Here is a 17,483-nt window from a genome sequence, read left to right as displayed (position 1 = left end):
AAACTTCATTTACTTAATGTGCATTCAATACCATTAATCATCTTATGGTTAGCCCTTGCTATTAGAAAGAAGATAAAGAAAATATGGTGCTCCGATAATAGCTACCACAATTCCTGTTGGAACCTCAGAAGGTTGAATGATAACACGTCCAATAGTATCTGCCACAGATACTAATACAGCACCAACCAATATACTAGTCAATAGAAGTACACGATGACGTGGTCCAACAAGTCTCTTTGCCAAATGTGGTGCTATAAGCCCTACAAAACTAATGCTTCCACTAACTGCTACACATGATGCGGCAAGGGCTACTGCTGCTGCAAGCAGTCTACGACGTTCTTTTTCTACTGAAGCACCAAGACTATAGGAAATATCATCACTAAGATTCAGTATATCCATAACACGAGATTTGGTTAATACATAGGGAATCAATACTAATAACCAAGGCAGCAATGTTAGCACGAATTTCCAGTTGGAGCCCCAAATACTTCCTGCCTGCCAAGCAACAACAAAGTTATACTGTGTATCATCCAATTTCACCACCAGTAAGGTGGTTAATGCCGAAACTCCTGCCTGTACTGCCACACCAGTTAAAATAAGTCACATAGTTGAAACGCCCTCATTTTTCTTATAAGAAAAAAGATATACTACAGCTGCCGTAATACCCGCTCCTATTAACGCTAGAAAAGGTAAGGTAAACACCGATAGAAAAGATTTGGCACTAAAAATTAGTACATACAAAATTACCATTAAACTGGCCCCCGCATTAATGCCCAAAAGTCCAGGATCAGCTAGAGGGTTTTTAGCTACACTCTGTATTAAGAACTATAATTGAAGAAAATGTATTTACCACCTTTATATTTATTCCCAGTCCCTTTGCAACATCCTGGCCTAGACTTAAAATAGAAATGTAAGGTGATAATAAAACCGCTCCTATGAGTCCTACTATTATCCAAGGCCACATTATCCTAACCTGTTCCCAATTAGAGCCTGCAACACCACCAACAGTCCAAAACATAATGCTTTGAGCCACATTAAAACAAAGGGCAATTCCCTGGCTCATTGCCATCAGCAGTGTACTGACAGCTGCACCTGCCAATACAAGACGAATAGGTGTTTGTCCACCTCTTTTCATAGAAGCAATTCCATTAACTAATCCGGCTCCCAAAGCTGCTCCTAAAAAAGAAAAGAAGATAATATGCATATACTTCATCCCAGGAAAGAAGGCAAAACATATAGAAAGAGTAAAGGCCGCCCCTGCATTAAGCCCTAGTAAACCTGAATCAGCCAGAGGATTTCCTGTAGTTCCTTGCATAATAGCTCCTGCAACAGCAAGAGATGCACCAACTAAAGCACTTGCTATAACACGAGGCATACGGAGATTTATTATAACAATATGATTCATTTCTTTGCCATTAAAGTAAAACAAAGCATCCCATAGGGAAAATAAGGTCATCGCCCCTGTTCCCTTGGTTATAGAAACCGCCATAATAAAAGCAAGTAATCCTAATCCCCCTAATACAATCAACCACATTGTCCATAGATGGTTTTTTTTCTTCATCTGTACAGTATTTGGCTTCTTCATCCAATTGCTACCTCCTTATTACTGTAAACTATTTTTATTAGGCCAAACAAATCTTAAACTTCCATTTAAGTTACATCTAGTTTGCCAATGAAAGGTTATTTTGATATGGCTTTTGTTAAATTCTTAGCTGCAATCTGTAATGCCAGTGGACTTTCACTATTTAAAGAATCATCGAAAAATAAAATATTATTGTTCTTTACTGCATTAAGTGACTGCCATACAGGAGAAGATTTTTGTTTTTCAACTGTAGAATTAACAATTTGTGCCAAATGTCTAAATATAATATAATCTGGATTTATCTTAGACAAGCCTTCTAATGAAATAATCTCACTATTCTCAGGATAGCCATTTGGTATTGACAAGTTAAAGCCCTGAGTTTTGTTGTAATAAATAGTATTACTTAAGCCAAAAGCAACAAAATTTCCCTTTCCATCAACTCGAAGTAAAGCAACTGTTTTGTCTTTATGATTTTCTAAAAGCTCCCTAGTTTTTTTAATTTCCTTCTCAGTTTCATCTATAATTTTAATGGCTAACTCCTCTTTTCCAACAATTTTTGCACATTGCATAGTTTTATTTTGCCAAGAATCTTTAAGGTCAATCTGAACTACAGGAGCTATTTTAACCAACTTATCATAAATCTTATCTACATGACCTCTAAATGTCACAATTACATCTGGTTTTGATTCCAAAATCGCTTCTAAATTTAAATCTCTAGCACTACCTAAATCTATAACATTGGCAGTACCTTTATATGGCTTAAGTGTTTCAAATTCATCTAAAGACTTCATTGCGCTACCAACTGTTGCTCCAGCAGAAGCAGTTGGTGGTGTTTTTAAAGCAAAGAAATAATCCAAAAACGAAGCATGAAGAATTGCTACTCTCTTAGGTTTTTTATCAAATTTAATCCCTTTTCCTGTTGCATCTTTTATGGTCCTTGGCCACTGAGAATTTTCATTATCTTTTGTTTCTGACTTATTTGTATATGTCTCTTTCGTGGACGTATTATCCGATTTACTTGAGTTATCCTTATTATGAGTTCCACTACAAACAGATAGTATACCTATGATTAATATAAGTGAGACAAATAGTCCCATAAATTTTTTCATTTTCATTCCTCCTTGTATAATTTAAATGCTATATAATGGTCATCATATTAGCTAAGTTAGTTATGACTAAGTGGACTACGACTAATATAGCAAATAAAAAATTATATGAAAATGGATAATTACTGAATCCATAATGCATTATTCCTGAATCTCTTCTAAATAGCAAATTCAATAATCAAATAGTATTATTGAAGACTTTTCATGAGATAAGCTATAATTTTTATTGTAATTCCAACAAAAAATCAGTATTAAAAGCTGTAAAAAATGGTTTTAAAAAAAGAAGCTCTTAAATCCTTAAACAATAAGAATCCAAAAACTTCCTTTTATCTATATTAAATATGAAAAATAAGTAATATAAAATGATTTAATTCTAGCAAAATGGAAAGCACCCTAAAATCATCACACTTTATATCTGAACTTCTCCCGAAACTTACTTGGGGAAATACCAAATTGCTTTTTAAATCTCTTGCTAAAATGATATGGATCATGGTATCTCACACTTTTGGCTACCGCCACTACAGGAGCATCACCTGTTACCAGTAATTCCTTTGCTCGATTTAGTCGATGAATCATAAGATAATCTCCTGCACCCATTCCTGCATATTTTGAAAACACATAGAATAATCTATTTTCATTTACCCCATGTAGTTCCGCAAGAGATCGAATGGTAAGCGTGTCCATATAGTACTCATGAATATAATCTGATACTTGTTTAAATAATATGCGGTCATCACCATTTGATTGGTTACGTGCACATATAAAAATTTCATCCAATATGCAACGAAATATGGTTTCCGTTTGGAATGTAGCAATCGCTCCAGGTTGATTTGATACTCTCCATAATCGTTGTAACAACTCAAGAAGCCTGGGACTTTGTCCTATAACAAATTCAAAATGTTCATCTTCTAGGGAAAATCCTTCTGGTTCAGGCTTACGTATGCTGTAAAGAACCAAAATATAATTCCATTTTTTTTTACCAACTACCCTCTTACCCAACCTCATATTTGCGCCACCATGAATCACATTTCCAACTCCTGCTGTATAAGAAGTTCCATCAAAAATAAAATTCGCCTCACCTGCCAAGGGAAAGATAAATCCCGGAAATGGTGATGTTTTTACACTACCACAACTCCCCGGTTCAATACTATAATTATATACTCCTTCCACTTGAAAAGAGGTATGGGCAAAATGTTCTACAATATCAATTAATTCCATTTCCATTTATTGCTCCCCCTTTAGCACTAAGCTCTATAACAATTCTACCATCTTGTTCGTATTCTTCAACATACAAATATTATAATATTATATTACAAATTAATAATAGTTTGCTTTTCATTGGCTAATCTATATTCCTTTAATATAGTTATATAACTTAGGCTGTACATTAAACATACTTTGAAGTTTTTTATAATCTTCTATAAATTTCTCTGCATGTTTATTATTTAATGTTCCTATTTTTTCAGCCCTTAACATAATATTTTTAGGTGTTTCACTAGAGGCTACATAATCAAATAATTTAACCTTATATCCCTTACTTTCTAAAAGTAGTGCTCTCATAGAGTCTGCTACCATATCAACTAACCTTTCTTTATATACTCCATGCCTAGTAATAGCAGTTAATGGATGTTTTTTTATTTGATTTAACACAGTATGTTGACAACAAGATACTGTCATTATATACTTAGCGTCTTCTAAAATTCCTTTGGCTATTGTCATATCAGTTGCCGTATCACAAGCATGCAAACTATATACTATATCAGGCTTTATTGTTAAAAACTCCACATTGAAAATATTACTACATATAAACTCCATATTATTAATTTTAAGTTTCTTCGCTGCTTCTTTTGAAGCTGCTATAACATGTTCATTATAATCAATACAAATAAACTTTACTTTCCTCTTTTCAATTGTAGTAAGATAGTAATTAGCAATAAAAGATAAATAGCTTTTACCACACCCACAGTCTACTAATACAATTTCCCTCTTACGAGATAATCTATCTATAGCTTTATTTAAATGTATTAAATAGTCAATTATCTGTTTATGCTTTTTTAATCTTTCTTTATAATTTTCGCCATTTATATTCGATAATCCAACTGCTGAAAAAATATATTTTAATTCATTTGTTTCTAAATTTATAGTTTTCATTTCTTACCATCCTTTTATATATATTCTAATCATTAAATTCATATAGGTTTGGAAGCAATACCAATAACTAAAAAATAGCCGTAGACAACTCTACGGCTAAATAAAAAAGTAGCCCTAGAGAATACACAAAAACCATTAACTGATAAATTAGGAATTACAAATAAACTGTTTATTAAAAAACAGTTTTTCCCAATCATTCAGTTAATAAATTTGTATTATTCTCCAAGCTACTTATGTTATTCGAACTAATATAACACTAAGTGGTCGGATGTCACCCCACCTTTTCTTATAAATTTAGTTATTGTTATTGCTTCCAATGTTAAATATTTTAGCATGGCTTATGTACTAAGTCAATTCTATTAATAATTGAAACTCTTTAATTATAAAAACATATACACCTAAGTCATTAATGTATATAGATGTTACTCTTACTATATTCAGTTACTAGATCTATAGCTATTAAACTTAATGCACATAATACTCATCGGGTTGTATGGGTTGTCCATTTAAATTTCTTATTTCAAAATGAAGATGTGGTCCTGAAGAAATCCCAGAATTACCTGAGTAAGAAATTAACTGTCCTCCATTTACAGTCTGTCCTACAGATACAGCTAATGAAGAATTATGGGCGTAAACAGAAGTTATATCTCCATGGTCAATCATCACTACATTTCCATACCCTGACATAGCTCTGGCTGCAATTACTACACCATCTTTTAATGCATAAATTGGAGTACCTATCTGTACTCCTATATCTATTCCTGCATGAAGTCTACTGTAATTTAAAACTGGATGAAATCTCATTCCAAAGGAAGAAGTAATAGGATAAGGTGTTCCTGTTATACAAAACAATTTTCCTTCAGAGTTTACTTGTAAAGAAGATGCATTGATATTACTTCCTCTTGTGTTTGCTATTTTATTACTTACACTTTTCATACGTTGAATGGCTCTAGACAGTTCTTCAGAATCTGATTGCTCTTTGGAAATAATTCTTTCATAAAAGCTCTTATCTCTTTCAAGCTTTGCAACTAATTGTTTTTTTACATTTGATGATGCCTGTAATAACTTATATTTTTCATATACCTCATCTTTTAATATAGCTAAATTTTTCTTAGTATTCTCTAAGTCTGACCTGTTTTTTTCTAAACTTTGTTGCTTACTTTTTATATCATCTATAAGATTCTTATCATAAGCTATAATTCTTTTTACTGTATCTATTCTACTTATAAAATCCGAAAAACTCTTTGAATTTAAAATTATATCTAAATATCCTCTGTTTCCTGCCTTATATATTGCTCTAACTCTTTCCTTAAATATTTCATTCTTTTGTGAAAACTCCTGCTTTCTTAGTTCAATCTCTTTTTCATGTTTCTTTATATCAGAGTTTAAATTTATAATTTTAGAATTTAATTCTTGAAGCCTTAAAGCTATTTTCTCCATATCCTTATCTAATTTTTCCACTTCTTTTTCTTCATTATTTTTATCCATAGTAACATTATTTAACTTGTCTTTGTTCTGCTGAATGGATTTCTTTATTTCATTTAGTTTACTCTGATTATCCTGAATTCCTGCTGCATCAGCATAAGAAAATACAGAACTGCTTATTGCTATAGTTATTAGTAAAGCTATACTGCGTCTCATATGATTTCATCCCTTCAATATTATGTTGTAAATTTAACTATACTTTTATATTATATCCATTAAATATGAAGATGCTATGAAGACACTACTAAGCATTTGAATGGAATTGTTACCTAAAATAGAAGGGCTAACTCAACACTTTATTTTGAATTAGCCCATAAATCATATTAGACTTTAACTAGCATTAATATTAAGCCCACCCAATGGGTTTAATATAAATAGCATAATATAAACAACTGCTCCAGCATATATTGTAACATTAAATCCAAATTTCATAGATATAACTACTGCTAATATTGATCCTAGAACAGAAAAAACGCCGTTTACTCCAATCATAAGAAGAATTACGCTTTCATTATTTTTAAAACTTCCAAGTTTTTTAATTCCTGAAGGAAAAGCCATCCCCATAAGGAATCCCATAGGAAACACATTAAAAAATATTACAAGGAATTTATATGTGATTTGCCAATCTCTTGTAAGATTTAAAATAGAACTTGATCCTAACTGATTTGCTACAATCATAATTCCAGCAGCAAGAATATAATAAGGTAATTTGAATGTAAACTTTTCAACTATTTTGCTTCCACTTACAAGACTTCCTACACCGCTGCTAATTAATAAACTAAATACAACAAAACTAAAAGCTATAGAAGAACTTCCAAAATATAAAATCATCTTTTGTATTAGTGGAATTTCAATTAACATATAAGCCATACCTAAAGCAGCAAAATATGTGGCTGCTTTTCTGTATTCAATCTTGTTTAAAAACTTATCTTTAATAACTAATATAACAATGGAAATTAAAATTATTATAAAAGTCATTTCTATAGGAATAGATTTAGAATTATTATAGAAAAATGGACTATTATCAGTAATTGGTTTAGAATTAAAACTTATACTGTCTATAATCTGATTATAAGTCATTTCTCCAGTTCCTAAAAATTTATATGGTTCCATTTCATTTCTGGAGTAATGCAACATATATCTATTTTGCATTTTTGCAGTATTTAGTATTGAATTAATATTCTCTTGAGTAAAAGGCTTATTTTTAAATATAACTAATGGCATAACCACTTGCTTTCTATGAACATTTTTCTGTTCTTTAGTAATTCCATCTACTATAACAAAATAGTTGGTTACATCTTTTTCCTGTACCCCTTTATTTATTAATACCTTAATCCCAGTATTTACTACTTTCATAAGATCTTTTGAGTTGTGAACCATAAAAGATAGTTTTCCATCTTCTGATAGATGATTAAAATACTGATTTAATGCTTCTTCTGTGAATATATAATATTCAGATAAAGAATACATAGTATTCTCTACAGAATTCGTCATTACCATTGATAAATATATATTGTCATATTTTTCCTTGCTATTTTCTATAAAATATCTTCCATCTTGGTTATATAAATTTACTCCAGGAAAGTTATATATGTTACCACTAAATTCTTTAAAATTCTCTACTGCTTCTATAGTAGAAGGATTTATTTCAACTGCATCAATTCTTTTATTTCCACCAAGTAATGCAAAAATTACATCCTTTCCTCCACCAGAACCTATAACAAGTGATTTTTTATTTTTTCCAAAAGAAAACGGAATATAATTAACTTCGGATTTTAGTTCTCTAACTGAGTCTAGATTCCCATTAAATTTTACAATAGGAGCAGCTGCCCCTCCATCTGTAATAATAAATTTTTCATTATCATTTTTGATATCAATTACATCTGTCTTTGATATAGAATCCCATTTTGAAAATAAAATTTCAACTTTGTTATTTGAATTTGCATATCTTCCCATTACTGTTAAAGGACTTGTATGATATGAATAAAAATTTTTACCTATAGTTTCAATTATATTATTATTTGATATTAATACACTAATTATTATTAAAGCGAATGAACCTATAATTATTCCTAGTGTTTTTTTGTAATACAAACTAATGCTAATTATAGATATTATAGCAAAAATGCTAACTATAATTATAGTTTTTAAAAATCCAAATGAATCCATAAGTTTAATAATAATTAAACTTCCTAAACCAGAACTAAATAAATCTATGAAATACAATCTATTGCTTTGACTACACTTTTCTTTAAATATAATAGATGTTATCATTCCACCCAAAATAAATGGCCCCAGTGATGCTGGCATATATATTAAGAAAGTTGGACTAAATGGAAAGAAATACATTATTGATATAGATATAATAAAACTTATAGGTAGCAATACCGAAGATAGCATTAATAACCTTTCTCCACTTCTCCCCTTCAATATTTTATAGGCTATTATTGCACCAATACCACCTCCAAGAATTGCAAAAGATACTACTATAAAAACTAGATTATAAGTTAATATAACTGAAAATAGTCTTGTAAGTAGTGTTTCATATGTGAACAGTGCCATTGTAGTAAAAAATATAGATAAATATATATATACCATGGGTCTACTCTTAATATCCATCTTATTATATTTTGCTTTCATTCTTACCTCCATAAATTAATTAAACTTCTATAATAATTAATCAACAAAAGTTACTTTATTGTAAATTATCTTCCCATCATATAATTGTGCATATTGACCATTTCCTGCCTATCTATAGAATCCATCATTTTACTCATGCCTTCATATCCTCTGTTTTTCATCATATCTATCATTTCTCTATATTGTTCATCTGTAATATTATTCATAAAGTCCATCATAGTATCATAATCTCTATTTTCCATTAAATCTATCATTTTATTATAAGCGTCATTGTTAGTTATATTATCCTGATATTTTATACCTCTTTCAAAGCTAAAATTATTTAATTTATTATTTTCTTTTGTATATGCAAAAGTTGCAGTCCCTATAGTGAATATAGATATTATCATTATTATAAATATCTTCTTCATTTAAAATCTCTCCTTTTTATTTTAATTTGTTTCTATATGTGTATTGTATATAAGAATTATGAAGAAATTATGAAAGAGAACATTAAATTAAAAGCTACTCTCCTTTCTTTAAATCTTCATATAATCTTCATATATCAACGCTATAATAGGTAATTATTATCTAATATGAAATAACAGCATTTAATAGGAGGAATTTTATGAGCACTAGAAAAGAAAAAATTAAGGTATATGAAATGACCTGTATCTCATGTGAAAAACAGGTTGAAAGAGCCATCAAAAAACTAGAAGGAGTTATAAATGCTAAAGCAAATTATAGTGGCCAGTTTGTTGAAGTGGAATATGAGGATACGTTATGTAATGTAAATAAAATTAAAGCATCCATAAAATCTGCTGGCTATAGTACAGAACGCTCTAATGACTATAAATTTATGGGAATTCTTATGATAGTAGCCGCAGTAGTTTTGCTTGGTTTAAAAACTAGCGGTTTTGACATGGAATCAAAGCTTACTAATGCTTCTTATGCTGTTCTTTTTGTAGTAGGTATTCTTACCTCACTCCACTGTGTGGGTATGTGTGGAGGAATAATGTTATCCCAAAGTTTATCAAAACAAAGTAATAATAAAACTGAAGCTATACTGCCTGCAATATTATACAATTTAGGAAGAGTAGTATCTTATACCATTCTAGGTGGAATAGTAGGTGCCCTTGGTTCCATAGTTTCACTTTCAATTACTGCAAAAGCAGCAATGCAAGTGTTTGCCGGTGTATTTATGATTATAATGGGCTTTAATATGGCTGGATTTAGCACTTTTAGAAAGTTTAATATAAAACTTCCTCATGCTGTATGCAAAGTTAAAAATAAATCTGGCTCCCCTTTTATAGTTGGACTTTTAAATGGTCTTATGCCTTGTGGTCCTCTCCAAACTATGCAACTTTTTGCTCTTGGGACCGGAAGTGCTATAAAGGGTGCTTTGTCAATGTTTATGTTCTCTATAGGAACAGTACCTCTTATGTTAACCTTTGGTGCATTATCAGGACTTCTTAGTAAAGGATATACTAAAAAAATTCTTAAATTTAGTGGAGTTCTTATTATAGTTCTTGGTATTATTATGGGAAATAGAGGTCTTGTATTAGCTGGTATAAACATCAATCCAATGACAGCACTTGTTAGTAGTTCAAAGAACTTGTTAGGTGGTGGCAGCACCTCCAATACAAATATTACCAAAGCCACTATTAAAGATGGAGTTCAAATAATAAATATGTCAGCTAATAATAATGGCTATACTCCTAATGCTTTTTATGTTCAGAAAGGACTACCTGTTAAATGGATAATCAACGGAGATCAACTTAATTCTTGCAATAACAGCATTATAATACAATCCTTAAATAAAGAACAAAGATTAAAGAAAGGAGAAAATGTTATTGAATTTACTCCTGGAGATGAAGATATAAATTTTAGCTGTTGGATGGGAATGATTAGAGGAGTAATAAAAGTTACAGATAATCTTGATTCAGTAGATACCTCAAAATCTGATCCATCTATACCACCAGCAAGTACAGGTCCAAGCTGTTGTGCTGGTCCTGTAGCCGATGATGGTTCTGACTCAACAGCTTCTAATAAACCTAGCATATACGGAAATGATTTAACAAAAGTTCCTACAAATATGCTAGTAAACAAATCACTAGCTGCTGAAAATTATCAAAGTGCTAAATTCAAAGGAGATGGCTATGAACTTCAACCATTAATTATTGTAACAAGCAACAGTTTGAAAACAAAATTAACCTTTGATTTAAAAGCATTTGATAATGCTGAAGGCCAATATGTTATTGTAAATGCAAATACAGGAGATGAGGTTTCTTCATTTACTGGCAAAAAAGGTTTAAACGAAGTAGAACTTAATCCTAAAAAAGTTGGTGCCTATGCAGTTGTTAAAGATAATACTGTACTTGGAATAATTGAAGTTGTTGACAACTTCAATGGTACTGATTTAGAGGAAATTAGAAATAAATATCTCCGTCAACAATAATTAGCATGATATAATCTTAAAATAAAATTGCATAATAAACTTTATATAATAAATAATAATCCTAGTTTTTTATAGTATAACTAGGATTATTTTAATGTTTTATCGCAACTAGTATTTCCTTTTTTAATATACAACAATAATCAATAGGTATATTTATTGAAATATACAGTAAATTTTGATCCTTTTCCTTCTTCACTTTCAACATCTATACTAGCTAAATGAAGTTGTAATATATTTTTAACAATAGTTAAACCTATCCCACTACCTTCAATTTGATGTCTACTTTTATCTCCTCTATAGAGGCGTTCAAATATAAATGGCAAATCTTCTTTTTTAATTCCAATACCATTATCCTTAATATCTATGATAATGTTTTTATGGTTACTGTATAAATTAACTGATATCTCACCATCTTCTTCAGTAAATTTAATAGCATTAGATATTAAATTTATAAATATTTGTTTTAGTTTATCCTTATCTCCAGCTATACACAATTCCTTATTATTCTCCATAATATAATTCAATTTAATACCTTTATTTTCTGCGGCTATATAAAAATCTTTACATACATCTTCAATTAACTCATTTAAAAACACCTTTTCAAAATTAATTCTTATACTTTCAGATTCAAATTCCTTTAATACATTTAAATTATTCAATAATCCTCCAAATCTAACTACCTCTTCATTAAGATAATTAAGTGTATCATTTGTAACAGGAAATACTCCATCTATCATAGCTTCCAAATTATTTTGAAGTATATTTAGTGGTGTTCTTATTTCATGAGATATATCAGAGACTAATCTTTTTCTAAGAGTATCCTGATATTTTAATTTTTCTGCTAGTATATTAACACTTTTTCTTAAATTTTCTAACTCTTCAATATTACTTTTAATATTGGATTTCGTATTAAAATTACCTTTAGATAGATTAACTGACATGGCCTCCACCTCTCTAATTGGAATAGAAAACTGTTTAGAAAAATAAAGACTTATAACAACTATAATAATAAGTGTTAGAACTCCACTAGCAATGATGCTTTTATTTATAGTTGTCTTAAAGTTAATATCATCCTCAGATAGAAGCACTGAAGAATACTGACCTATCTCTACATATCCCACTACTTTATTATCAACTTTTATTTCAAACCTTTTAGAATTATAAACTCCTCTGTCTTTTACCAACATTTTACTTAGATTTAATTTACTTTGAATATCCTTTGGATTCATTCCCCATATAGATTGTTCATCTGTATTAATTAAGGTTAAGCAATAATTTCCCATGTAGGCTTCATGCATTAACTCAATACCTGAATTGTCTGTCCATCTTCCATCTCTTTTATAAATTTGTTGAAAATAAGTTACAATCCTTTCATACTTCCTGTTTTGTATATCCATCATATATTGATTAAATTTATTATTTATAGTTACATTCACAAAAATAGTAATTAATAATAGTGCAGTTATTGAACATATCATAAATAAAACACTTAATCTTTTCCTAATGGTCTGCATTAATTATCACCACCAAGCTTATAGTTTTTATATTATACTTTGCTGTAAAGTATTATAATAATTTTATTTGAAGATACTATGAAGACTTGTGGTAAAAATAAAGAGACAGTTAAACTGCCTCTTTATTTCATGACTCTTTTTGCTGTAATATAGTCAGATCTATTATATGGTGATATTTTAATAACATCTCCCGTTCTTGGGGAATGTATATACATACCATTGCCAACATAAATGCCCATATGAGTTGGGCTTCCACCTCGTCCATAGAATACTAAATCTCCAGGTTGAAGTTCATCTCTAGAAACGGTATAACCATCTTCTATTTGATCGTAAGTAGTCCTTCCAACATTTATGCCAAAGTGCCTGTACACATATTGAGTAAATCCTGAACAATCAAATCCTGCTGGTGTTGTACCACCCCACTTATATGGTGTTCCTAAAAAATTAGATGCATAAGCTACCACTGCATTACTAGATGCTGCTACAGCCCCTCTAGATGGTATGTATTTTGGTGTTGCTTTTCTTATAGATTGTATTTGTTTTAAAGTTTCATTTAATCTAGCTTGTCCTTCATATGCTGCTGAAGCATACAATCTCTCTTGCCTTTTTGCCTCTTCAATAAGTATATTTTGCTCGTCCTTACTTGATTTTAAGTTATTTATTTTTTTAGCGCTTTCATGGTTTAGTTCTAATAATTTAGCATTTTGTTCTGCTAATTTTATTTTTTTATTATTCAATTCTTCCTGTCTCAATGTTATACTTGCTATAATTTTTTTATCCAATTCAATAATAGTTTTTATTCTTTCTATTCTGGAAAAAAAGTCACTAAACCCTTTAGATTCAAATAAAATATCTAGGTATCCACCAATACCACTTATGTACATTGCACGTATTCTCTTGTCAAATAAATCTTTTTCTTCTTTTATGTCTTCTTCTGCTTGCTTTAATTCATTTTCCGCATTTTTAATTTCTTCTTGTGTCTTATTCATTTGTTTCTTATTTTCTTGAATCTGATTTATAACACTTTCAATTTGGTTATCCAAATTTTCTATCTTTTGCTCAATTTCAAATCTTTTATCTTGTGCTTTTTTAAGTTCATTTCTATCTGCTTGCAACTGTTCCCTTTGCCTTTGTACTTGTTCAGATGTTGGTGCTGCTGATATTGGCTTGTTTATTACCACCACTAATGTAAAAATTAATATAAAAACTCTTACTCTCTTCTTCATCACCTTATCTCCTTACAAATTTAAAAAATTATCTTTTTCGTAGTATGATACTTTAATTTTTTCTTAAACTTCATTAACTACATGCACCTCCATATCTAATATAAAAGATACCTAAAATAAGATTTAAACAAGTGCTTTTAAATCTTATTAGTTTATTTAGTCATGTATTATAATAATAAAATGTGTAGAAATTATGAAGATTCACTCTATACTTCTTCGAACTGCCATCAATACTAACCAAATTATATATTAATATTTCTTATTTTTTTAAATAGAGAAAATAGACGGTCAATATAATCTATATCAGGAAAAATTATTAGGCACTTTAGACGTGGGTAAATTAGCAGACATTGCAGTATTAGATAATAATCTTATATAAAAAACCAGCTTATCATAACCATAATAAGCTAGTTTTCTCCTAATATTTTATTTATATTTATTTAGGTAATTTACTTAAAAGGTTCACATAATCAATATACCAGTCTTTAACATTGCCAAATGTACCTATTATATCCATATGATCTGTATTTATAATTTTAGGCATTACATTCCACTGACCTATTTTAGCTCCGCCATTATACTGTTCAATAACATCCTTTGATCCCAATTTAGGTCCATTTTGACTAATGCAATTTACCACACCATCATTTGGAAACCATTTCTTATCAATAATAGGAAGATCTTTTTCATTACGTGTATATCTTCCCATTAGGTTTGCTGATAGATAAAATAATGGATTCATTGGTCCAATTTGTGCTACAGAATGATCAGTAAGTATAGATTCTATAGTTGCTTGGGTTGTCCAAGAAAAATAATATACATCAGGTTGAGCCTTTACCCATGTATTAAGTTCTTTTGCTCCTTTTGTTGATAAATCATATGTTGATATATCTTTTGTTTTATTCCAAATATCACTTTCTAAAACTCTTCTAATATAGTCACTTTGAGATTCTCCCTGTTGTTTTTTTAGTCCCCATTGATCTAATTTAAAATCATAGAATGAGCTGAATAAATCATTTTTACCAGTTATTGTTCCTAATACGCCAAATGTAGAAGTTATTAAATCTTTTGCTGGCATTAAATCTGACAAGGTTGTCCCATCATTAGGTGTAGATATAGTAGTAACACTATGAACCCAATGTTTTCCTCCTTCAAATAACGGTGAAATATTCTTTTGTCCACAATTCATTTCCTCTTTGCTGCCTTCACTTAACAGTTGTGTAAGTGTACGTATAGTTTGTCCACCCATGCTATGTCCTATTAAATGTATTTTATTTTCATTACTTATATCTTTATATAAGCCTGAATAAGTTCTTCCATATCTATTATGACCAAATTTTTTCGCATGAGCTTCACCATAATCTACTGTGCCCCCTACTATGTAAGCATAGAGTTCACAAGCTCTATCCCAATTACTAGATACTGGTCCTACTGTTGCTGTATACGTTTTATATCCTAAATCATTTAACTTTTCTTGAACATCAACTATTCCACCCCAATATTTATATCCTAATAATTCGTCTCTTCCAAACCCCATAAAGCCATGAACTAAAACAATAGGATAATTATTTCCTTGTACAATATTATTAGTATTAAGTTCTGGAAACTTCAATGGAGCTATTTTATCAACATCTTCTTCTTGTTTAACTTCCTCTTCTCCTAAATCTATTGAATTATTTATCTCTTCTAATTCAGGTAAATTTACTGTGTCTTTTGTATCCTCTTTAACAGAATCTACTTCTATGCTTTGTGCTGTTTGTACTTTTGGTTCAACTGCTCTTACAGTCATTGAGAAATTTGCTAGTATCATAGAAAATGCTAATAAAATAATAGTTGTTATTTTTGTTAAATTTTTTTTCATTTTCATCTCCCCCTAATTTGATCTTTAAATAGATATTATAAGTTATTAAATCATCTTTTCTTTCAACCCCTTCCATTATTTTTATTTAATTACTAAATATATACAATTATATCTTCTTTTTTCTAAATTTTCAATACTTTTTTAATTTTGAATTTATTGCCACAAACTATATAAAAACTATCAAAATAATTATATTTTTTTTGATTTATTCAGATAGCCAAACTATATTCTTGTTGTATATTGTGCTAAAATGTAAAATATAAATGATTAACATTAATATATAAAAGGAAACCTATTTATAGGAGGCGGTTAAAAGATGTTCAACGTAAATTATAAGCCCACAGATAATAGCTTTTGGCAAGGAAGAATTGATAGTGAAATTGATTTTGACGCTTTTAGGTGGCATCAGTGGGTAAAAAATATTGATTTGAGAGAAGAAAATTTAAGTCCATTTAGAGGGAAGCTCGGCTTTGCTTTTATAGGCTTTTGCTGTGATGAAGGTATTAGACGTAATAAAGGAAGAATAGGAGCTTCTAAAGGCCCTGAAAGTATAAGAAAAGAATTAGCTAATCTTCCCTGTTGTTTCAAAGAAGATGTTAAACTTTTTGATGCTGGTAATATATTTTGTGAAAATATATCTTTAGAAGAAAGCCAAGACTTACTAGCTCATGCTGTATCAAAAATTTTAAGTCTAAATCTTTTTCCTGTTGTTTTAGGAGGTGGACATGAAACCGCTCTTGGAAATTACAACGGTGTACTAGAACATTTAAGCGAAAAAAACTCTAAACCAAATATAGGTATAATAAATTTTGATGCTCACTTTGATATAAGACCTTATACAAATGGTGGCAGTTCTGGAACAATGTTTAGACAAATAGCTGATATATGTAAAGAAAGAGATATAGATTACTCTTATTTCTGCATCGGAGTTCAAAAACATAGTAATACAATTGGTTTATTTAAGACTGCTGATAATCTTGGGGCTAAATATATTTTAGCTAAAGATATTATAGATGGAGATAATTGGAATGTATTTGAACAATTAGACGATTTCATAAAACTTAAAGACAACATTTATGTAACTATCTGTTCTGATGTATTTTCTTCTGCTTTTGCTCCTGGAGTAAGTGCAACTCAATCTTTAGGTTTAGACCCTGAAAGAGTATTAAAATTTCTAAAATATATATTAAAATCAAATAAAGTTATAAGTTTTGATATAGCTGAAGTATCTCCTAGATTTGATCAAGATAATACTACTGCAAATTTAGCTGCAGTAATTATTTTCTCTCTAATTAATACTGTGTCTAGAATATACAATCTTTCTATATAATAAAAATGGATTACAACGCATTACATGCATTGTAGTCCATTTTTATTATATTTTAAAAGTAAATTTTACTCCCTATTTTTAGCCTAAATATCAATTTTATTATTTAATTTAAAATTGAAACTTTTTAGAATATTACTTCTTTATTTTTTTA

Annotated in this window: 11 protein-coding genes and 2 pseudogenes; 2 read left to right on the top strand and 11 right to left on the bottom strand. The window is 29.7% G+C overall.

The genetic code is table 11. From position 1 onward, the window contains the following. Positions 1-48: 48 nt before the first annotated feature. The 8 genes and pseudogenes from J2Z24_RS03750 to J2Z24_RS03715 form a co-directional block, all read right to left on the bottom strand. Positions 49-822, bottom strand: a pseudogene (locus J2Z24_RS03750) (FecCD family ABC transporter permease); the annotation flags it as partial. Continuing rightward, positions 821-1,585: pseudogene (locus J2Z24_RS03745) on the bottom strand (FecCD family ABC transporter permease); the annotation flags it as partial. The pseudogenes J2Z24_RS03745 and J2Z24_RS03750, both read right to left, overlap by 2 nt. Before the next feature lie 95 nt (positions 1,586-1,680). Next, positions 1,681-2,691: an ABC transporter substrate-binding protein gene (locus J2Z24_RS03740; protein ID WP_035144659.1), complete on the bottom strand. Its 1,011-nt coding sequence runs from the start codon at positions 2,689-2,691 to the stop codon at positions 1,681-1,683. A gap of 399 nt (positions 2,692-3,090) precedes the next feature. Next, the gene (locus J2Z24_RS03735; protein WP_035144661.1) at positions 3,091-3,912 is read right to left on the bottom strand and encodes a helix-turn-helix domain-containing protein; all 822 of its coding nucleotides are present in this window, start codon (positions 3,910-3,912) and stop codon (positions 3,091-3,093) included. A 123-nt stretch (positions 3,913-4,035) separates the two neighbouring features. Further along, positions 4,036-4,839 carry a class I SAM-dependent methyltransferase gene (locus tag J2Z24_RS03730; protein ID WP_051593103.1) on the bottom strand — a complete coding sequence of 268 codons (804 nt, stop codon included), beginning with the start codon at positions 4,837-4,839 and terminating at the stop codon, positions 4,036-4,038. Positions 4,840-5,304: 465 nt separating this feature from the next. Then, positions 5,305-6,480 (bottom strand): murein hydrolase activator EnvC family protein, encoded by a 1,176-nt coding sequence (locus J2Z24_RS03725; RefSeq protein WP_051593104.1) that lies wholly within the window; start codon positions 6,478-6,480, stop codon positions 5,305-5,307. Between the two features lie 174 nt (positions 6,481-6,654). After that, entirely contained in the window at positions 6,655-8,964 is a 2,310-nt protein-coding gene (locus tag J2Z24_RS03720; RefSeq protein WP_051593105.1) for a spermine/spermidine synthase domain-containing protein, read from the bottom strand. Between the two features lie 65 nt (positions 8,965-9,029). After that, entirely contained in the window at positions 9,030-9,374 is a 345-nt protein-coding gene (locus J2Z24_RS03715) for a hypothetical protein (RefSeq protein WP_051593106.1), read from the bottom strand. A 197-nt stretch (positions 9,375-9,571) separates the two neighbouring features. Here J2Z24_RS03715 and J2Z24_RS03710 point away from each other — a divergent pair, with 197 nt between their 5' ends. Continuing rightward, positions 9,572-11,401: an urease accessory protein UreH domain-containing protein gene (locus J2Z24_RS03710; RefSeq protein ID WP_035144662.1), complete on the top strand. Its 1,830-nt coding sequence runs from the start codon at positions 9,572-9,574 to the stop codon at positions 11,399-11,401. Positions 11,402-11,541: 140 nt separating this feature from the next. Here J2Z24_RS03710 and J2Z24_RS03705 read toward each other — a convergent pair whose 3' ends face one another. From J2Z24_RS03705 to J2Z24_RS03695, 3 genes are all read right to left on the bottom strand, one after another. Next, the gene (locus J2Z24_RS03705) at positions 11,542-12,915 is read right to left on the bottom strand and encodes a sensor histidine kinase (RefSeq protein WP_035144664.1); all 1,374 of its coding nucleotides are present in this window, start codon (positions 12,913-12,915) and stop codon (positions 11,542-11,544) included. A 122-nt stretch (positions 12,916-13,037) separates the two neighbouring features. Continuing rightward, on the bottom strand, positions 13,038-14,141 hold the full coding sequence (locus J2Z24_RS03700) for a C40 family peptidase (protein WP_035144665.1): 1,104 nt from the start codon (positions 14,139-14,141) through the stop codon (positions 13,038-13,040). A gap of 436 nt (positions 14,142-14,577) precedes the next feature. Then, positions 14,578-16,002 (bottom strand): esterase/lipase family protein, encoded by a 1,425-nt coding sequence (locus J2Z24_RS03695; RefSeq protein WP_035144668.1) that lies wholly within the window; start codon positions 16,000-16,002, stop codon positions 14,578-14,580. Positions 16,003-16,318: 316 nt separating this feature from the next. Between J2Z24_RS03695 and hutG the strand changes: the two genes are divergently transcribed. Continuing rightward, on the top strand, positions 16,319-17,332 hold the full coding sequence (hutG, locus tag J2Z24_RS03690; RefSeq protein WP_035144670.1) for a formimidoylglutamase: 1,014 nt from the start codon (positions 16,319-16,321) through the stop codon (positions 17,330-17,332). Positions 17,333-17,483 lie beyond the last annotated feature (151 nt).

Source organism: Clostridium tetanomorphum (assembly GCF_017873215.1).
Taxonomy (GTDB): domain Bacteria; phylum Bacillota; class Clostridia; order Clostridiales; family Clostridiaceae; genus Clostridium_AO; species Clostridium_AO tetanomorphum.
Note: the sequence above shows the minus strand (reverse complement) of the source record. Positions and strands in the feature narration are given on the sequence as shown.